This window comes from Mycolicibacterium sp. HS_4_1, assembly GCF_054515875.1.
Map to the genome: position 1 here is coordinate 1,297,620 of NZ_CM137261.1, position 18,748 is coordinate 1,316,367.

Sequence of the window (18,748 nt, forward strand, 5' to 3'; positions counted from 1 at the left end):
GGGGGTGCTGCCGCATCCCCGAACCGGAGTGTTGTTCCCGTCCCCGGTGCCGGCCGGCTCGGGTTGGCCCGGGGACCCGGCCGACGCCGAGACCCCCGTCGCCCGCACCGCGGCTCAGGTCCGGGCCAGGGCCCGCCGCTGCACCGAGGTGGCGGATCTCGACGCCCAGGTATCCGTCTGCCGCGGGTGTCCCCGCCTGGTCACCTGGCGTGAGGACGTCGCCATGCGGACGGTGGCCAAGCGCAAGGCCTATTCCGGCGAGCCGTACTGGGGCCGGCCGGCGGCGGGTCTGGGGGTGGACCGGCCGCGGATCTGGGTACTGGGACTGGCGCCGGCCGCGCACGGGGCCAACCGCACGGGCCGGGTGTTCACGGGTGACCGCTCAGGCGATTTTCTGTTCGCGGCCCTGCACCGCGTCGGCCTGGCCAGCAGCGGCGAGAGTCTTGATGCGGCAGATGGGCTGACCCTCAACGATATTCGCGTGGTCGCCGCGGTGAGGTGCGCGCCGCCCGACAACGCCCCGACGCCGGCCGAACGCGATACGTGCGAGCCGTGGCTGAGCGCGGAGTGGCGACTGACGAGCCAGGACGTCCGCGTTGTCGTCGCGCTCGGTGGCTTCGCCTGGAAGGCCGCGCTGGACCTGACCGGCGCGGGACGGCCCTATCCGAAGTTCGGCCACGGCGCGCTGGCCGCGCTTCCCGACGGGCGTCGTCTGCTCGGCTGCTACCACCCCAGCCAGCAGAACACGTTCACCGGCAGGCTCACCCCGGCCATGCTCGATGACGTGTTCACCGTGGCCAAGGGAATCGCATCGGGTGAGAAAGGGTTGGATTAAATCGTGCAGTTGTCCGTCCTTGATCTCATCCCGGTCCGCAGCGACCAGTCCACCGCCGACGCCTTCGCCGCCACCGTGCGCCTCGCCAAGGTCGCCGACGAGCTGGGCTACACCCGTTACTGGGTCGCCGAGCACCACAACATGCCCGCGGTTGCCGCCACCAGCCCGCCGGTCGTACTGGGCTACCTGGCTGCCCAGACCGCGCAGATCCGGCTCGGGTCGGGCGGTGTGATGCTGCCAAACCACGCACCGCTGGCGGTCGCAGAACAATTCGCGCTGCTGGAGGCGGCCGCGCCCGGGCGCATCGACCTCGGTGTCGGACGGGCGCCGGGCACCGACCCCGTCACCTCGATAGCGCTGCGCGGCCCGGCCGGGCGCACCGACGAGGACATCCACCGCTTTCCCGAGTATCTCGACGACGTCGTCGCGCTCATGAGCCCCGGCGGCGTCAAGGTGTCGCTCGAAGGCCGAAACCTGTTGGACCAGAACTATATTCTGAAGGCGACGCCGGCCGCCGTCAGCCCGCCGAAACTGTGGCTGCTCGGCTCGTCGATGTATTCGGCGCATCTTGCCGCAGCCAAGGGGCTGCCGTATGTGTTTGCCCACCACTTCTCCGGCCAGGGCACCGAAGAGGCGCTGGCCACCTATCGCGAGGAATTCCGGCCCAGCGAGTTCGCCGAGAAGCCAACGACATTCATGACCGTTAATGCCTGCGTGGCGGAGACCCGCGACGAGGCCGAACAGCTGATCCGGCCCAACTTGCAGATGATGGCGTGGCTGCGGACCGGCGAACCGCTGCGCCCGCTCGACCTGGTCGAAGACTCCGAGAACAACCAGCTCACCGCTACTCAGCAGGCCATCGTGGCCGCCGGGATGGAGCGGGCCGTTGTCGGCTCGCCAGGCGAGGCTGCCCAGCAAATCCGGGACCTGGCATCGCATTTCGGTGTCGACGAGGTGATGGTCAGCCCCGTCGCCGCCGCGCGCCGGGGCTGCGATCCAGCCACCGCGCCGGCGCGCGAGACCACGCTGCGGCTCCTGGCCGAGCAGCTGCTCTAACGTGGCGTCAGTGCGACCACCGGGATCGGCCGGGTGGTGCGCTTCTGATAGCCCGCGTACCGATTGGCGTTGTTCTTGTTCACGACCTGCCACAGCCGCGCGTAGTCCGGGTCGTCCTTGCCGACCACACGGGCGGTGACCGGGAATCGTTTTGTCCCGACGTTGATTTCGATGTTGGGCTTGGCTTTGAGGTTGAAGTACCACCCGGGTGCCGTCGGCTCGCCGCCCTTGGATGCGACCACGAGGTAGGACTCGCTGTCCTTGGCGTAGGTCAGTGACGTGGTGCGGGCCAGTCCGGTCTTGGCGCCGACGGTATGCAGCAGCAGGCTGGGTGGCACACCGGGAAACTGGTGCCCGATCCGGCCTTCCGTCTTCTGGTAGATCCGGTCGTGCATTTTCAGCAACGGCAGGCCGAGGTATTTCTCCCACAAGGGCATGCTCATGTGCTCAAGTCTGCCTGCGGATCGGACAGCCGCGCCACCGCCTCCAGTAGGATCTTTCCACTGGTTTCCCGGTCCGGATCACGGCGCAACAGCATGCCCTTGGCGAACGCTAGCTTGTCGCCGGTCTTCCGTGGGACGACGTGCAGATGGATGTGGAAAACCGTCTGAAATGCGGCTTTGCCGTCGTTGATCGCGATGTTGTTGCCGTCGGCGTGCAAACCGGACTCGCGCGAGGCCTGCGCGATGCGTTGCCCGAGTTTGGCCAGCCCGGCGATCACGTCCGGCGGGGTGTCGACCAGGTTCTCGTAGTGCTGTTTGGGGACCACCAGAGTATGGCCGCGGGCGAACGGCCGGATGTCCAGGAACGCCAGGTAGTCGTCGTCCTCGTAAACGCGGATCGCAGGCGCCTCCCCGGCGATGATGTCGCAGAACACACAGGCCATCAGTCCACGGTAGGCCAGGCAGGTCAAACGTTGGTGGCCGCCCACTCCGACAACCGGCGGTCGCGCTCGGCGGCGTCGACCTCTTCGACGCGCGTCATCACGGCCCAGCGCTGACCGAACGGATCGATGATCGACGCGAACCGGTCGCCGGTGACGAAAGTCTGTGCCGCTTCCCGGATGGTCGCACCGGCGCGTTCGGCCCGGTCCACGACTGCGTCGACGTTGTGGCAGTACAACACCACAGAGTGGGTGACGGGCCCACTGCACGGCGGCGCGATCAGCTCGTAGTCGGGGTTGGGACCGGACAATTGCAGCCGGCCGGTGCCGAAGTCCAGTTCGGCGTGTGCCACGGTGCCGTCACTCGCGTCCATCTTCTCGATCAGCCGAGCACCGAACACCTCGACGTAGAAGTCGATGGCAGCGGCGGCCCCGTCAATCACCAGGAAAGGAGTGAGGCTGGTGTAGCCCTGGGGAATTGGTTGCACGCTCATGGCACCCAGTTTCGTAGGGTCGATGATGTGGCGGCTTGGAAAAACCCGACAACAGCTCCGAGGCTGGGTGTGGTCGGCCGTGCCGGCACGGGCTCGGTGTTCGACCTGCGGCAATGGCAACCGTCTGCCGCGGCGGCCGTCTGGGTTGAGAATTTCTGGTCGGTCACCTGGGATTTGCGTGACGCGGAGCCGTTCGACAGCACCGTCATCACGTTTCCCGCGGTGCACCTGACCCACGAGTGGGGCACCGATGACGTTCGGCACGGTCACCCGTTGCCGGCGACGCTGGTGCACGGTGTGGTCGAGCGGGTGTTCACCACCACGCTGTCTGAGTCGGGCTCGGTGGTGGGAGCGCGGTTCCGGCCCGGTGGGTTCGCGGCCCGGTTCGGCCGGGACGCCGGCGCCCTGACGGGCCGCGTCCTACCTGCTGACGACGAATTATTCGGCGCACCAATGTCTTTCGCCGACGATATCGAACAGGCGGCAGCTGCCCTCGATGACGCGATCGGCGACCGTACCGACGCGGACACCACCTACCGCGACCTGTTGGCGTTGCTCGACCAGGTCAGCAAGGATCTGCAGCTGCACCGCGTCGAACAGGTGATGGCGCTGTCTCCCTGGAGCGAGCGCACCACCCAGCGAGTGTTCCGCCGCTACGTCGGTGTACCCGTCAAATGGGTGCTGTGCCGCTACCGCCTGCAGCATGCGGCACTACAGATCGAGGCGGTCCCGGATCTCGATTTCGCCGATCTGGCAGTGCGTTTGGGCTGGTACGACCAGGCGCATTTCATCAACGACTTCCGGGCCATGCTCGGCTGCACACCAGGGGAGTACGCCACAAAACATCGCCGATGATAGGTAGTCTGCGCCGCATGGACCCTCGTGATCTGGCCTTCGCCGGCGCCGCCCAGCAGGCCCGGCTGCTCGCTGCCGGCGCGGTGAGCGCGCCCGAACTCGTGGAACTGTATCTGGACCGGATCCGGCGTATCGACCCCGAATTGCGTTGTTACCGGGTTGTTCTGGCCGACAGTGCCCGGGCGCAGGCGCGGGCCGCGCAGGCCCGGCTGGACGCGGGGGAACGGCTACCGCTGCTCGGCGTGCCGATCGCCGTCAAGGACGACACCGATGTGGCGGGCGAATTGACGACCTACGGCAGCACCGCCCATGGACCGGCCGCTGCCGCGGATGCGGAGGTGATCCGCCGCCTGCGCGCCGCCGGCGCGGTGATCCTGGGCAAGACCTCGGTGCCCGAGATGATGATCTGGCCCTTCACCGAGACGCTGACCTACGGCGCGACACGGAATCCCTGGAACCCGGGTTTCGCACCGGGCGGCAGCAGCGGCGGCAGTGGCGCGGCGGTCGCTGCCGGTCTGGCTGCCATGGCGCTGGGTTCCGATGGCATGGGCTCGATCCGGATTCCGGCCACGTGGTGCGGGTTGTTCGGCATCAAACCGCAGCGCGATCGGATTCCCATGAGCCCACACGACGATTCGTGGTGCGGTCTGGTGGCGTACGGGCCACTGGCCCGCACCGTGGAAGACGCCGCCGTGTTCCTGGACGCCGCCACCACCACCACCACCGACGGAGGCTTCGTCGAGGCCGCCCGACGGCCACCCGGATGCCTGCGAATTGCGTTGAGCACCAAGGTGCCTCCGTTGGTGACCGCGCGGGTGGGAGCGCAGCAACGCGCGGCGGTGCAGCAGGCGGGGGCGCTCCTGAGGGAACTGGGTCACGACGTCGTCGAGCGTGACCCCGACTATCCGGTGTCAGCGGTGTACGGGCACGCCCTGCCGCGGTACTTCCGCGGGGTGTACGACGACGTGTCGGCGTTGCCGCACCCGGAGCGGTTGGACCGCCGGACCCGGGCCTTCGCCAGGATCGGTGGGCTCATCTCCCAGCGACGAATCGATGCGATCCGGGCCGCTGAACCTGCGCTGGCCGCACGGGTGCAGTCGGTGTTCGACACTGTCGACGTGGTGATCACCCCGGGGACGGCGTCCGGACCGTCCCGGATCGGGAAATACCAGCGCCGCGGTGCCGTCGCCACCCTGGCGTCGGTCGCGGCGCGGGTGCCGTTCCAGGCCATGTTCAACGTCACCGGCCAACCGGCAGCGGTCGTGCCCTGGGGACTGGACGGCAGCGGTATCCCGACCTCGATCCAGCTGGTGGGCAGGCCGTTTGACGAGGCGACGCTATTGTCGCTGAGTGCGCAGCTCGAAGCTGCCCGGCCCTGGGCTGATCGTCGGCCACCCGTGGGCTGCTAGCGCGCGCCGAGCGTGGCCTGGATGTCCGGCTTCATCTGCAGGAGTTGCTGACCCCAGTAGGCCCAGGTGTGGGTACCCGTCGGCGGGAAGTCGAAGGTGGCGTTGTGGCCACCCGCAGCCTGGTAGGCGCTCTGGAATTTGGTGTTCGAGGCGAGCGTGAAGCTCTCCAGGAACTGCTGCGGCACACCGCTTGTCGCGCCCGCCAGATCGTCTGGCGTGCCGGTGCCGCAGTACACCCACAGTCGTGCGCCGGACGAAGCGATCCTGCCGACGTTGACCGTCGGGTCGTTGCGCGCCCACGCCGGGTCACCGGGCGGGCCCCACATCGGGCCGGGGTTGAAGCCGCCGGAATCGTTCATCGCGAGCCCGACCATCGATGGCCAGAACGAGTCGGACAGGTTCAGGAAGCCCGACAGGGATCCGGCGTACCGGAACTTGTCGGGGTGGTAGGCGACGTAGATCAGGGCGGTCGAACCACTCATCGACAGCCCGACGACGGCGTTACCGCCGGTCGAGACGTGCTTGTTGGCGGCCAACCAGGCGGGTAATTCACTGCTCAGGAAGGTTTCCCACTTGTAGGTCTGAGTGGTTCCGTTGCCGACGGCCGGTTGATACCAGTCGGTGTAGAAGCTCGACATGCCGCCGACCGGCATGACCACCGACAGGCCCGAACCGTTGTACCACTCGAAGGCCGGGGTGTTGATGTCCCAGCCGTTGGTGTCATCTTGGGCGCGCAGACCGTCCAATAGGTACAGGGCGTGGGGACCGCCACCCTGGAACTCGACTTTTATGTCGCGGCCCATGGCCGCCGAGGGGACGTTCAGGTATTCGACGGGTAGTCCTGGCCGGGAGAATGCGCCGGCAGGCGTCGCTGCGATCAGGCCACCGATCGTCAGCGCCGTCAGCGCCGCACCCAGAAACTTCGTGAATCCCGGCAGCTTCGTAGTGATGCGTGACATGGGTAAACCCCCTGGGTCCGGATGCGGATGCACACCGCATTCGGCCGGCATACCCCGATCGGCGCAGGTGAAACGTCAGCCGACTACTCGCCATGCGGCGAGTTTTTCGGTGAACGACATGGTCAGTGCTCCGCTGCTCGACGGCAGCCGAGTCGCTGGCAGTGCAACGTCGGCCTGCTGGAACAACGTGTACGCCGTCAGTCCGTTGACCAATCCCCGCTCGATCGTCGGATGCTCTGCCAAGAAGGCGTTGAAGTCGTTGAGTACCAACGTTTTCCGATCGATGTTCGCGTCCAGGCTACCGACCCGCCGGCAGCTGTGCACAACGTCCCACAGCGCCACCCCGGCGCCGGTGACGGCGTCGATGCGCTCGGCATACGGCAGCTGTGCGTCGAACCCGAGGAGCGCGCCCAACAGCCGCCAGAACTGGTTGCGCGTGTTGGCGTAGTACTCGCCGGTGTCCAACGACTTCTCGCTGGGGAACGAGCCAAGGATCAGCACTCGTGGGGCGGAACCGACCACCGCCGGCAGCCCGGTGCGCAGCGGCATCTCCTGCTCGGTCATGCGTCCATTCTGCGGGACTGCCAGGCACGATAGGTTGGCCGGGTGAGCGAACACACTGCCGAGCCAGCCGAGCCCGATGAGCTGACCGCATGGTTGCTGTCCGAGGGGTTCACCGAGGAGCAGATCACCGAGGCGTTCGCACCGACGCTGCTGCCGTCTCGGCGGGCATTGGGTGATGACGGCACCAGGCTGTCGGCTCGTCAGATCAGCGCGCAGTGGGGCGTGGATCTGGACCTCCTGCAACGGATTCTGCATGCAGCCGGTCGGCCTCGCACGGATGATGTCGACGCGGCGCTGCACCTGCCGGTCGACAGCGAGCTGATCGGGTACGCCAAACGGTTTCTCCGTTTAGGGCTCCCCGAGGACCAGGTCATCGCCGTGGTTCAGGTCATGGCCGAAGGCCTCTCCCGCACCGTCGAGGTGATGCGCTTCGCAGGGTTGTCCGCGATCCTGCAGCCGGGGGTCAGCGAACTCGACGGCGCGAAGGCGACGGCCGCGCTGATCGGCGAGGTTGCGCCGCTGCTCGGCCCGATGATCGGGGACATGCTGCGTACCCAGTTGTTGCACGCGTTGTTGGAGGAGGAGGTCAGCGCCAGCGAGCGGATCGCCGGGCGGCCGCTGCCGGGCTCCGGGCAGGTGTCGGTCGCCTTCGCCGATCTGGTCGGCTTCACCAGTCTTGGCGAGGAGCTGCCGCCGGAGGATCTGGAGAAGTTGTCGCAGCGGCTGGCCGACCTCGCCCGTGATCTCGCTGAGCCGCCGGTGCGCTTCGTCAAGACCATCGGTGACGAGGTCATGCTCGTCAGCGCCGAGCCGGTACCCCTGTTGAACGTGTTGCTACAGCTGGTCGCCGCGGCCGATGAGGACGAAGCGCTACCGCGGCTCAAGGCCGGCATGGCAACCGGGGTGGCCGTGAGCCGGGCGGGGGACTGGTTCGGTAGCCCCGTCAACCAGGCCAGCCGCGTGACGGGCGTGGCCCGCCCCGGTGCCGTCCTCCTGGCTGAATCAGCTCGTGAGGCGGTCGGTGAGGCACCGGGTTTCGACTGGTCATTCGCCGGTGCGCGACGGCTCAAAGGCATCCGTGACGAGGTGAAATTGTTCCGCGCCCGACGCGCTGTGGACTAGCTGCGGTGCCGCACCCCGACTTGCACCCTGGCCGCGACGCCGCTTACATGGGTAGGCATGCCAGACATTGATCGTCGCAGCATGATGTCGATGGCGGGGTTGGGCCTGTTGGCCGCCACGCTCCCGATCACCGAGGCCCGGGCCGATACGCCTGGAAAGCTCATCTTCGAGGACAACTTCGACGGACCGGCCGGATCGGCGCCGGATACCTCGAAATGGGAGATCGCGACGGCCCGCGAATCGATGAAGGACCCGACGTACTGGGAGCTGCCCGAGCACGTCGGCCAGTACCGCAACGACCGCAAGAACCTTTTCCTGGACGGCAAGTCGAACCTGGTGATCCGCGCCGCGAAGGACGGCAACACCTATTACAGCGGCAAGATTTTCGGTACCTTCCACGCCGGCATCGGCCACACCTTCGAGGCCCGGATCAAGCTCAACTGTCTGACGCCGGGTTGCTGGCCGGCCTGGTACCTGGCCAACAGCGATCCTGTCGTCGGCGGCGAGGTGGACATCATGGAGTGGTACGGCAACGGGAGCTGGGCTCCCGGCACCACTGTGCACGCGAATCTGAATGGCGGCGAACATGTTTCGCACACCATCGCACCGGACAGCAACTGGCACACGTGGCGGTGCCAATGGGACGACGCGGGCATCCGGTTCTGGCTGGATTACACCGACGGTGCCCAGCCGTACTTCAACGTGCCGGCAAAGTCGTTGCCCAACTGGCACTTCAACGATCCTGGCTACACTCTGTTCCCGATCATCGACCTCGCGGTCGCGGGTTCTGGTGGCGGCGATCCCGGCCCCGGCACGTACCCGGCGGAGATGCTGATCGACTGGGTCCGGATCTGGTAGCTACCGGCTGGGCTTGAAGCTGCGCAGTCGCAGGCTGTTGCTCACGACGAACAGCGAGCTGAAAGCCATTGCCGCGCTGGCGATCATCGGGTTGAGCAGGCCCATGGCCGCCAGCGGGATCGCCGCGACGTTGTAGGCGAACGCCCAGAACAGGTTGCCCTTGATGGTCTTGAGCGTGGCTCGGGACAGCCGGATGGCGTCGCCCGCTGCGCGAAGATCGCCACTGACCAGGGTCAGGTCCGAGGCCTCGATCGCCACGTCGGTGCCGGTGCCCATCGCCAGTCCCAGGTCGGCTTGGGCAAGGGCGGCAGCATCATTCACGCCGTCGCCGACCATCGCCACGACCCGGCCCTGGTCCTGCAGCCGCTTGACCTCGTCGACCTTGTCGGCGGGCAGCACTTCGGCGATCACTGTGTCGATGCCGACTTCGGCCGCCACCGCACCGGCCGCGCGGGCGTTGTCGCCGGACAGCAGCACGGGCGTCAGCCCCAGTTTCTTGAGATCGGCGATGGCCTCGGCGGCAGTGTCTTTCACCTTGTCCGAGACCACGATGACGCCTGCGATGACACCGTCGATCGCCACCCACACGGGCGTGCGACCCTCGGCTTCCGCGGTGCGTGCGGCGGTCTGCAGCTCCGGCGCGGCCTCCGCGGCCAGCCAGCTGTACCGCCCGACGGCGACATCGTGACCGTCCACCACGCCGGTGACGCCGCGACCGTCGTGGTTGACGAAGTCCGTGACCGTGGTCAGCGCATCATTGGCCGAACGCGCCGCTTCGGCTGCCACGGCCTGGGCGATGGGGTGTTCGGAGGCGTGCTCCAGCGCACCCGCGAGCCGTAACACGTTGTCGGACTGGGTATGTACCGCGGTCACCGTCATCTTTCCGGTGGTCACCGTGCCGGTCTTGTCCAGCACGACGGTGTCGACTTTGCGGGTCGATTCGAGCACCTGCGGACCCTTGATCAAGATGCCCAGTTGTGCGCCGCGACCGGTGCCGACCAGCAGTGCCGTCGGCGTGGCCAGCCCGAGTGCGCAGGGGCACGCGATGATCAGCACCGACACGGCGGCGGTCAGTGCGGCGCTGACCGAGCCGCCGCCGGCGACCAGCCAGCCGATCAGCGTCAGCAGCGCCAGTCCGATGACCACCGGTACGAACACCGCCGACACCCGATCGGCGAGGCGTTGGACTTCGGCCTTGCCGCTCTGCGCATCGGCGACCAAGCGCGCCATCTGCGCCAGTTGGGTGTCCGCGCCGATGCGCGTGGCCCGAACCTCGAGGCGCCCACCGGCGTTCACCGTCGCTCCGGCGAGTTGGTCGCCGGGGCCGACCTCGACGGGGACCGATTCGCCGGTCAGCATCGACGCGTCGACCGCGGATGTCCCGCTGATCACCACGCCATCGGTGGCGACTTTCTCGCCGGGGCGGACCACGAAGGTGTCGCCGACCGCCAGTTGTTCGATGGGCACCCGGGCCTCGTGGCCGTCCCGGAGTACCGCGACGTCCTTGGCGCCGAGATCGAGCAGCGCGCGCAACGCTGCGCCGGATTGCCGCTTGGCGCGGGTCTCGAAGAACTTGCCGGCCAGGATCAGCGTCGTGACGGTGGCGGCAACCTCCAGGTAGAGGTGCTCGCTGCCCGTGGTCAGCAGCCATGCCGACCACAGGTACGAGGTGAGAACGCCGAGCGACACCAGGGTGTCCATGGTGGCCGCGCCGTGCCGCAGGTTGATCCACGCGGCGTGATGCAGCGGCCAGGCGCCCCACAGCACCACCGGGGTGGTGAGCGCCGTCGCCCACAGCGGCCAGTGCGGGAACTGCAGGGCCGGGATCATCGACAGGGCGAGCACCGGAATGGTCAGGGCAAGGGACACCAACAGCCGCGGTAGGTATGCCGTTTCGGTTGGCGTATCGGCCTTGTCGATGCTCGCGGTATAGCCGGTGGCCTCCACGGCCGCCACGAGGTCGTCGGTGGTCACGCTGTCCGGGTAAGTGACGGCCGCCTGCTCGGTCGCGAAGTTCACGGCGGCGTGAACTCCGTCAATCCGGTTGAGCCGCTTCTCGATTCGGGCGGCACATGACGAACACGTCATACCGCCCACGGACAGCGTGACCGACGTGGTCATGCTGGTTGGACGACGTCGTATCCGGCGTCTTCGATCGCGGCGGCAACGGCGGCCCGGTCGGGCTCACCATCAACGCGTACGGTTCCCGCCTTGATGTCCACCTCGACGCCGGTCACGCCCGGCAGTGGCTCGACAGCTGACGTGATGGACGCGACGCAGTGGCCGCACGACATTCCCTGAACTTCAAGTACCTGACTCATGGCCCCGAGTATATACCCATAGGGGGTATAGGTAGGGCTATGAGGTGAGTCTCGGCCTTCCTCCGTCTTCAAGTCGGGCCGGGTGGCATTCTGGTTCCCATGGCACGCAAGGAAATCGACCCCGTTCGGGCCAAGAGCGCTCTGGCTGTCGCAAAGCAGCACCCGGGCATGATCCTGTTCCTGGCCTCGCCCGCGATCATCGCCGTCGTCCTCGTGGGCGTATTCGCGGGCACCGGTTGGGCGGTGTTGCTTGCGCTCGCGCTGCTCGTGGCCGGCGGTGTGATGCTGCGGCGCAACCTCTGACGAAACCAGTGTTCGCCTGGGGTGAAAGGCCGTTTTCTTTCAACTGTAACGATGTAATCATGTAAGCATGAGACAACGTCATTCTGGCCAGGACCGCCGCGGCGGCTGGCAACAAGCGCAGCAGCCCGACGCGGGCGACGCCGCCGATTGGTTCGCCGGTCGGCTTCCGGAAGAGTGGTTCGCCGGAGACCCGGACGTCACGGTCGACCGCGAGGAGATCATCGTCATCGGGCGACTGCCCGAGGCGGAGAACCCGGAAACCGCTGCTCGGGCATCCGGGCGCGTCGCGCGCTTCCGCGAAGAGACCCGGTCTGAGCGCATGCGAATCGCCGATGAGGCGGAAGCCCGTTACGGCCGCAAAGTCGCCTGGGGTGTATCGGTGGGGGACTCGGAGCGAACCCTCTTCACTCACTTGGCCGTTCCTGTGATGACCCGACTCAAGCAGCCGGAGCGTCAGGTGCTCGACACTCTGGTCGACGCCGGGGTGGCGCGGTCCCGTTCCGATGCGCTGGCCTGGTCGGTACGGCTCGTTGGTGAGCATGCCGAGGAATGGCTCGCAAAATTGCGTGACGCGATGACCGCGGTCGACGACCTTCGTGCCGAGGGCCCGCAGCTCTGAATAACCATTGACGTTCGCCATCGGGCGGGTGCACGCTCAAGGGACCGGCCCGATGGGAGCGCGTCATGAACGATCGGTTGTTCAATTACATCGGTGAGATGCTGTGCGGCGGCCTGGATGCTGATCTCGCGTCTGCCCGTGTGCTCGGGCCGGGTGACTTCACGACATTCCTGACCGACGACGTGCGGCTACACGTGATCCAGGGGCGGTTGGCGGCCGAGGAGTGGGGCGCCGCGGAACGGCACGGGCCGGTGCGGGTGCTGGCCACGCACATCGTCATCACTGAGCACGGCTTGCTGTACGCGGCCGAGGTCGGCGGTCCGAATCCCGGCTACTACCTCGCGGCGCCGCGGACCTTGCTCGAACCCGTCGCGGACCACATCGCCGACAGTCCGCCGCCGTCGGGCGCGGCGACGGCCGTGGACTGCCGACTGGACCACGATCTCGCGTCCATCTGGCAATTCGAGAGTGCGCTACGGCATCGTCTCGACTCCGATCCGGTGATCCGGGTTCAACTGACGTCTGCGTTCGCGGCCTGAGTCATGGGTTCGTTGGCGTCTCGTCGACGTCAAGGCCTCATGCGCAGTGCGGTTTTCACTGTCATCGTGCCCGGGACCATGGCTGGGGTGATTCCGTATCTGCTCACCGATGGTTGGCGGCGGGGCGACCTCCTCGGGCTCTCTGGAGCGTGGATTGCCGGAGTTGTTCTGATTGCACTCGGGCTCCCGGTGCTGCTCATTGCGATCTACAAATTCGCCAGTGACGGCCTGGGTACGCCATTGCCTGCGGCGCCTACTCGGTGTCTGGTGGTGACGGGGCCGCACCGGTTCGTCCGTAACCCGATGTATCTCGCGGTCGCGACCGTCATCGTCGGCCAGGCGCTGGTTCTCGGTCAGGCCGTGCTGCTCTGGTACGCAGTGCTTTTCATGTTGATGACGGCCGCGTTCGTGTTCTTCTACGAGCAGCCCACGCTGCAGACGCAGTTCGGCGAGGACTACCGCCGCTACTGCGAATCGGTGCCCGCGTGGCTGCCGCGGGTCACCCCGTATCGGCCGTAGGGCTGCCACGTCTCGGGGTGTTCGTGCCGGGTCTGTCGCTGGAGCACCGCGGCGGGGTCCGTTTCGGAGCGTGTGATCCGCCCATGCGAGATCGTCAGGGGGCACGGGGGCAATGCTGTGTCGACAGCCTCCGCCTGAGGCTCGGGCGCAGGTGTCACGGCCAAGGCAACCCGAACTGTCACCGATGTCCTGATGCATCGCAATATCCGACGATCACATCCATTGTTGTTCGAACGTTTGTTCGATAGGATGTGGTATGGGAATCGCAGTGGATCTCGCTACCAGCCTCGACATTGCCCGAGGTTTGGGCGTTCCGGATGACATCACCGGAGACGACGCTCTCGAGTCGATGCGGGTGCTGGTGACGCTACGCGGCGTGATCGATCATCTGGCGGCGACGGTGACCGGGGTGCTGGATCGGTGTGGGGTTGCGGCTTCGCAGGGGCGGACGCTGCGGGAGTTGTTAATCGCGTTGGGGTGTGCACCGAGCGTGGCGGAGCGGATGGTGCGTATCGGTGGGGCGTTACCGTCGTTGCCGACGCTGGCCGCCCACGCCGCGGATGGGGCGATTTCCGGTGAGCATGTGGATGCGATCGTCAAGGGCATCAACCATATTCGGGCCCGCGCACCGGGCCCGGTGGATGAGGAGGTCCGGTTCGGGCAGGTGACCGATCTGGTGGGGCAGTTCTTCTCCGGGGCCACCCCCGCCCAGATCGGGGACCGGGCCCGGCGGCTGGGCAACCGACTGGCCGCCTCTGAGGGTGGGCTGCCTGCGGCGGAGGACCGGTCGATCAACACCGTCGATCACCGGGTGACCAGCGACGGGCGCCTGCAGGTGCGGGCGGATCTGGATGCGGAGGTGGGTGCGAAATTCGTGGCCGCGATGGAGCAGTGGTCGGCGCCGCGGCCCGAACCGGACGGCACCGCTGATGTCCGTTCGGCGGGGCGGCGGCGCGCTGATGCCCTGGAGGCGGTGCTCGATATCGCCGCGCGTGGCGGGGATATCGCGTCGGCGCCGCGCACCCAACTGCTGCTGACGGTGCCTGCTGACGCGCCGGACCTGGCCCAACTCGAGTTCATGGGATCGATCAGCATGGCGACGCTGGACCGGCTGGCCTGCGACACCACTGTCACCACGGTGATCGTGGACGGCGAACAGGTACCCCTGGACATGGGACGCGATAAACGGTTGTTCCCGGCGCCGCTGCGCAAAGCGCTGTACCTGCGGGATCAATGCTGCATCAAATGCGGCACACCTCCCGGGCGTACCCATGCCCATCACATCGTGCACTGGACCCACCACGGCCAAACCAGCCTGAGCAACGGCTGCCTGCTGTGCCCGGCGTGTCACGCCAATGTCCATCACGACGGCTGGGACGTCGTCATGGGGATGGACAGACACCCCTGGCTCATCCCACCCGCGGCCGTGGACCCGCACCGCAGACCCATCCCGGCCTACAACCGCCGCACCATGCGACTGGACGTGGCCGCATAACGCACGGCCTCGAATCTTCTGCGCACCTTGATAATTCAACAGTGATAGGCGGATCGCGGGCCTGCTGCTTCGGCGGCGGAGCCGAGTCAGCAGGCCCGCACACCGCGGAATGTGGACTGCCACCATCCTGACGCTCGGCTCAGTTGGGACCGGCCACGCGACCGTCAGGCCTGCGTCATTGCCCAGTAGGCCCCGCGGCGATGGAGCAGCTCCTCGTGGGATCCGCGCTCGACGATCCGGCCGGCCTTGACCACCAGGATCAGATCCGCGTCGCGGATGGTGGAAAGCCGGTGCGCGATAACGAAACTCGTCCGGTTGCGGCGCAGTTCTGCGGTGGCCTGGGCGATCAGCAGCTCGGTGCGGCTGTCGACGGAACTGGTGGCTTCGTCGAGGATCAGCAGCTGGGGTTGCCGCAGCAGTGCTCGGGCGATGGTGATCAGCTGCTTCTCGCCGGCGCTGATGTTCACGCCGTTTTCGTTCAGCCGCGTTTGATAGCCGTTCGGCAGGGTGTGCACGAAATGGTCGACGCGGGCGATGCGGGCAGCCTCGATGACTTCCGCCTCGGTGGCGTCCGGGCGTCCGTAGGCGATGTTGTCGTAGATGGTGCCGCCGATCAGCCAGGTGTCCTGCAGCACCATGCCGATGTGCAACCGCAACTCGGCTCGGCTCATCGTGGCGATGTCGCGACCGCCCAGCAGGATTCGGCCGGATGCGGGTTCGTAGAACCGCATCAGCAGATTCACCAGCGTGGTCTTGCCGGCCCCGGTCGGCCCCACGATGGCCACGGTGCTGCCCGGTTCAGCGACGAACGACAGGTCCTCGATCACCGGCTTGCCGGGTACGTAGGAGAAGTTGACGCGCTCGAACTCCACCCGATCCGTTGCGTCCGCCAAGCGAACGGGAGCCGGCGCCGCTTCAGCGATTTCCTCGTCCGCATCCAGGAACTCGAAAACCCGCTCCGCACTGGCCATCCCGGACTGCATGGTGTTGTACATGGACGCGATCTGGGTCAGCGGCTGATTGAACTGTCGTACGTATTGGATGAACGCCTGAATGCTGCCGAGGCTGATCTGCCCGGTCGCCACCTGGATGCCACCGACCACCGCGACGCCGACGTAGCTGATATTGCCGATGAACGTCGTGATGGGGGAGACCAGGCCGGACAGCGACTGTGCGCCGAAACTCGCCTGGTACACATCGTCATTCAGCTCGCGGAACTTCGCTTCGGCCAGCGCCCGGTGCCCGAAGGTCTTGACCACGGTGAAGCCGCTGTAGGTCTCTTCGATGTGGGCGTTGAGCCGGCCGGTGTTGCGCCACTGCGCCATGAACTGCTGTCGCGAACGCTTGGTGATAACCCGCGTCGCCAGCAACGTGAACGGCACAGTCAGCACTGTGATCAACGCCAGCAGCGGCGAAATCCAGATCATCGCCACCAGCACCGCCACCACTGTCAATGCCGAGGTCAACAGCTGGCTGACGGTGATCGTCAGCGAGGTCTGGACGTTGTCGATGTCGTTGGTGACCCGGCTGAGAATCTCGCCCCGGGGCCGGGAATCGAAGTAGGACAACGGTAGCCGGTGCACCTTGTCCTCTACGCGGGCGCGCAGCGTGAACATGGTGCGCTGGACAATGGTGTTGAGCAGCCGCGCCTCGGCCCACACCATCAGCGCCGAACCGAGATAGAGCAGCAGGGCGATGGTCAGCACATGACCGATCGCATTGAAGTCGACACCTTGTCCCGGGACCACGTGGGATCCTGCGAGCAGGTCGGCAAAAGTGTTGTCGCCGCGGGCCCGAGCCGCGGCCACTGCCTGCTCGCGGGTGATCCCCGCCGGCAAGCCGCGGCCCAGTACGCCGTTGAACAACAGGTCGGTGGCATGGCCCAGGATGCGTGGCCCGACCACGCCGACCGCGATCCCCGCGGTGCCCAACAGCATCACCACGATGACCCGGGTGCGTTGCGGTGCCAGCTGTTTCACCAGCCGCAGCACCGTGCCCAGGAAGTTCTCGGACCGCTGGCCCGAAGCCAGCATCGCGGCCGACGGCGGCCGGGTCACGCCACGCCTCCGGCCACAACCGCCTGCGATTGCGCGAATTCGCGGTACACCGGGCAAGACTCGATCAGCTCGGAGTGCGTTCCGGCGGCCACTACCTGACCGTTGTCCAGTACGACGATCTGATCGGCGGCGGCGACCGTCGAAAGACGCTGGGCAACAATGACCACCGTGGCATCGGCAGCCACCGCCGACAACGCGGCCCGCACCCGGGCATCGGTGTGGACGTCCAGGGCCGAGAACGCGTCGTCGAACAGATACACCGCCGGCCGGCGGATCACCGCGCGGGCGATGGCCAGACGTTGGCGCTGGCCACCGGAGAAATTCGTGCCGCCCTGAGCGACCGGCATGCCGAGTCCCTCGGGATGGTCCGCCACGAAATCAGCCGACGCGACACCGAGCGCGGCCCACATCTCGTCCTCGGTGGCGTCGGCCTTGCCGAACCGCAGGTTGTCGGCGACGGTGCCGGAGAACAGGTGCCCGCGCTGCGGCACCACGCCGATCATCGACCACAGCTGTTCGGGGTCGTAGTCCCGCACGTCGACGCCGTCGACCAGTACCGCGCCGGAGGTGACGTCATACATCCGGCACAGCAGCGCCATCAGCGTCGACTTTCCCGACCCTGTCGATCCGACGATGGCCGTCACCGTCCCGGGCCGCGCGGTCAGCGAAACCCCGTGCAGCACAGGGTCGTCGGCCCCGGGATACCCGAAGGTGGCTGCCGCCACCTGTATTTCCCCGCGCCGGATGTCCGGCACCACCGGCGCAGCGGGCGCCACGATCGTCGGCTCGGTCGCGAGCACATCGGTGATCCGCTCGGCGCACACCGATGCCCGCGGCAGGATCACCAGCACGATGGTCACCATCAACACGGCCATCAGAATCTGCATGAAGTAGGACAGGAAGGCGATCAGCGAGCCGACTTCCATCTGGCCGTGGTCGATGCGGATGCCGCCGAACCAGATCACCGCAACGCTGGAGAGGTTCACCACGAGCGTCGTCGCCGGCAGCATCAGCGCTTGCCACCGGCCGACCGTCAGGGTGGTGTCGGTCAGCGCGTGGTTGGCCTTGGCGAACCGTTCGCGTTCGTCGTCTTCCCGAGAGAACGCGCGGACGACGCGGATGCCGGTGAGCTGTTCGCGCAGCACCCGATTGATGTTGTCGATCAGCCGCTGCATGCTGCGGAACAACGGCAAGAGGCGCGAGATGATCAGGTAGTTGCAGATCGCCATCACCGGCACGCTGACCAGCAACAGCCAGGACAGCCCGGCGTTCTGGTGCACGGCCATCGCAATGCCGCCGACGCTCATGATGGGCGCGGTGATCAGCATGGTGCACGTCATCTGCACCAGTACCTGAATCTGCTGGACGTCGTTGGTGGTGCGTGTCATCAGTGTGGGCGCCCCGAAGCGCACAGCCTCGGCATTGGACCAGCCGAGCACCCGGCGGAATACCGACCACCGCAGGTCGCGGCCGAAACCCATACCGGCGCGGGAACCGAAATAGACCGCGCCGATCGCGCACAGCACCTGCAGCGCGCTGACACCCAGCATGACGCCGCCGAGTCGCCCGATGACGGCGGTGTCGCCGCGGGCGACGCCTTGGTCGATGATCCGGGCATTGAGTGTGGGCAGATACAGCGAGGCCAGAGTGCTGATCAGTTGCAGCGTCGCCACCACCGTCAGCTGCCGCCGATACGGCCTCGTGTACTGCCGCAGCAGTGCCCAGAGCATGCGGTTACTGTGGCACACCCGGGAAAGCTTGTAGAAAGACCAGGTCAGTCGGCCTGTCGGTGGTTGACCTCCGAACCTGCCGCTACAGTGCATGGCGTGACCCGCAGACAGGTGAAGACCGCCGCCGCGA

The 18,748-nt window shown here is 66.9% G+C and carries 20 protein-coding genes; 11 read left to right on the forward strand and 9 right to left on the reverse strand.

Annotation, left to right across the window (positions count from 1 at the left end; genetic code table 11):
- Positions 1–4: 4 nt before the first annotated feature.
- Complete coding sequence (locus tag ACX12F_RS06230) at positions 5–835, forward strand: uracil-DNA glycosylase (RefSeq protein ID WP_459368755.1); 831 nt, start codon at positions 5–7, stop codon at positions 833–835.
- Positions 836–838: 3 nt separating this feature from the next.
- Positions 839–1,891: an LLM class flavin-dependent oxidoreductase gene (locus ACX12F_RS06235; protein WP_459368756.1), complete on the forward strand. Its 1,053-nt coding sequence runs from the start codon at positions 839–841 to the stop codon at positions 1,889–1,891.
- Here ACX12F_RS06235 and ACX12F_RS06240 read toward each other — a convergent pair.
- From ACX12F_RS06240 to ACX12F_RS06250, 3 genes are read right to left on the reverse strand one after another with little or no spacing between them, the layout of a single operon-like run.
- Positions 1,888–2,334, reverse strand: coding sequence for a nitroreductase family deazaflavin-dependent oxidoreductase (locus tag ACX12F_RS06240; protein WP_459368757.1), 447 nt, complete (start codon positions 2,332–2,334; stop codon positions 1,888–1,890). The genes ACX12F_RS06235 and ACX12F_RS06240 overlap by 4 nt on opposite strands.
- Positions 2,331–2,777, reverse strand: a complete 447-nt coding sequence (locus ACX12F_RS06245) for an HIT family protein (RefSeq protein ID WP_459368758.1) — start codon at positions 2,775–2,777, stop codon at positions 2,331–2,333. The genes ACX12F_RS06240 and ACX12F_RS06245 overlap by 4 nt, the downstream gene beginning before the upstream one ends.
- Positions 2,778–2,800: 23 nt before the next feature.
- Complete coding sequence (locus ACX12F_RS06250) at positions 2,801–3,268, reverse strand: VOC family protein (protein WP_459368759.1); 468 nt, start codon at positions 3,266–3,268, stop codon at positions 2,801–2,803.
- A gap of 27 nt (positions 3,269–3,295) precedes the next feature.
- On the opposite strand from ACX12F_RS06250, the gene ACX12F_RS06255 reads away from it, so the two are divergent.
- Together ACX12F_RS06255 and ACX12F_RS06260 are read left to right on the forward strand one after the other, a co-directional pair.
- Positions 3,296–4,123: an AraC family transcriptional regulator gene (locus tag ACX12F_RS06255; protein ID WP_459368760.1), complete on the forward strand. Its 828-nt coding sequence runs from the start codon at positions 3,296–3,298 to the stop codon at positions 4,121–4,123.
- A gap of 17 nt (positions 4,124–4,140) precedes the next feature.
- On the forward strand, positions 4,141–5,532 hold the full coding sequence (locus ACX12F_RS06260; RefSeq protein ID WP_459368761.1) for an amidase: 1,392 nt from the start codon (positions 4,141–4,143) through the stop codon (positions 5,530–5,532).
- Here the strand turns inward: ACX12F_RS06260 and ACX12F_RS06265 are convergent.
- Both ACX12F_RS06265 and ACX12F_RS06270 read right to left on the reverse strand, forming a co-directional pair.
- Positions 5,529–6,491 carry an esterase family protein gene (locus ACX12F_RS06265; RefSeq protein ID WP_459368762.1) on the reverse strand — a complete coding sequence of 321 codons (963 nt, stop codon included), beginning with the start codon at positions 6,489–6,491 and terminating at the stop codon, positions 5,529–5,531. The two genes, ACX12F_RS06260 and ACX12F_RS06265, sit on opposite strands and share 4 nt — an antisense overlap.
- Before the next feature lie 75 nt (positions 6,492–6,566).
- Positions 6,567–7,055: a DNA-deoxyinosine glycosylase gene (locus tag ACX12F_RS06270; protein WP_459368763.1), complete on the reverse strand. Its 489-nt coding sequence runs from the start codon at positions 7,053–7,055 to the stop codon at positions 6,567–6,569.
- A gap of 42 nt (positions 7,056–7,097) precedes the next feature.
- Here ACX12F_RS06270 and ACX12F_RS06275 point away from each other — a divergent pair, with 42 nt between their 5' ends.
- The gene (locus tag ACX12F_RS06275; RefSeq protein ID WP_459368764.1) at positions 7,098–8,177 is read left to right on the forward strand and encodes an adenylate/guanylate cyclase domain-containing protein; all 1,080 of its coding nucleotides are present in this window, start codon (positions 7,098–7,100) and stop codon (positions 8,175–8,177) included.
- Between the two features lie 57 nt (positions 8,178–8,234).
- Positions 8,235–9,035 (forward strand): glycoside hydrolase family 16 protein, encoded by an 801-nt coding sequence (locus ACX12F_RS06280; RefSeq protein ID WP_459368765.1) that lies wholly within the window; start codon positions 8,235–8,237, stop codon positions 9,033–9,035.
- Here the strand turns inward: ACX12F_RS06280 and ACX12F_RS06285 are convergent, their stop codons facing one another.
- Together ACX12F_RS06285 and ACX12F_RS06290 are read right to left on the reverse strand one after the other, a co-directional pair.
- Positions 9,036–11,156, reverse strand: a complete 2,121-nt coding sequence (locus tag ACX12F_RS06285) for a heavy metal translocating P-type ATPase (protein WP_459368766.1) — start codon at positions 11,154–11,156, stop codon at positions 9,036–9,038.
- Entirely contained in the window at positions 11,153–11,356 is a 204-nt protein-coding gene (locus ACX12F_RS06290) for a cation transporter (RefSeq protein WP_459368767.1), read from the reverse strand. Before ACX12F_RS06290 ends, ACX12F_RS06285 begins: the two co-directional genes overlap by 4 nt.
- Positions 11,357–11,455: 99 nt before the next feature.
- Here ACX12F_RS06290 and ACX12F_RS06295 point away from each other — a divergent pair, with 99 nt between their 5' ends.
- From ACX12F_RS06295 to ACX12F_RS06315, 5 genes are all read left to right on the forward strand, one after another.
- Positions 11,456–11,659, forward strand: a complete 204-nt coding sequence (locus ACX12F_RS06295; RefSeq protein WP_459368768.1) for a hypothetical protein — start codon at positions 11,456–11,458, stop codon at positions 11,657–11,659.
- 67 nt (positions 11,660–11,726) lie between these two features.
- Positions 11,727–12,278, forward strand: coding sequence for an ATP-binding transcription factor AbmR (locus ACX12F_RS06300; RefSeq protein WP_459368769.1), 552 nt, complete (start codon positions 11,727–11,729; stop codon positions 12,276–12,278).
- Between the two features lie 65 nt (positions 12,279–12,343).
- The gene (locus ACX12F_RS06305; protein ID WP_459368770.1) at positions 12,344–12,817 is read left to right on the forward strand and encodes a glucose-6-phosphate dehydrogenase; all 474 of its coding nucleotides are present in this window, start codon (positions 12,344–12,346) and stop codon (positions 12,815–12,817) included.
- Positions 12,818–12,883: 66 nt separating this feature from the next.
- Positions 12,884–13,336, forward strand: a complete 453-nt coding sequence (locus ACX12F_RS06310; RefSeq protein ID WP_459368771.1) for a methyltransferase family protein — start codon at positions 12,884–12,886, stop codon at positions 13,334–13,336.
- A 256-nt stretch (positions 13,337–13,592) separates the two neighbouring features.
- Positions 13,593–14,831, forward strand: coding sequence for an HNH endonuclease (locus tag ACX12F_RS06315; protein ID WP_459368772.1), 1,239 nt, complete (start codon positions 13,593–13,595; stop codon positions 14,829–14,831).
- 164 nt (positions 14,832–14,995) lie between these two features.
- Here the strand turns inward: ACX12F_RS06315 and ACX12F_RS06320 are convergent, their stop codons facing one another.
- Entirely contained in the window at positions 14,996–16,864 is a 1,869-nt protein-coding gene (locus ACX12F_RS06320) for an ABC transporter ATP-binding protein (RefSeq protein ID WP_459370258.1), read from the reverse strand.
- Positions 16,865–16,884: 20 nt separating this feature from the next.
- Positions 16,885–18,618, reverse strand: a complete 1,734-nt coding sequence (locus tag ACX12F_RS06325; protein ID WP_459368773.1) for an ABC transporter ATP-binding protein — start codon at positions 18,616–18,618, stop codon at positions 16,885–16,887.
- Between the last annotated feature and the right edge of the window lie 130 nt (positions 18,619–18,748).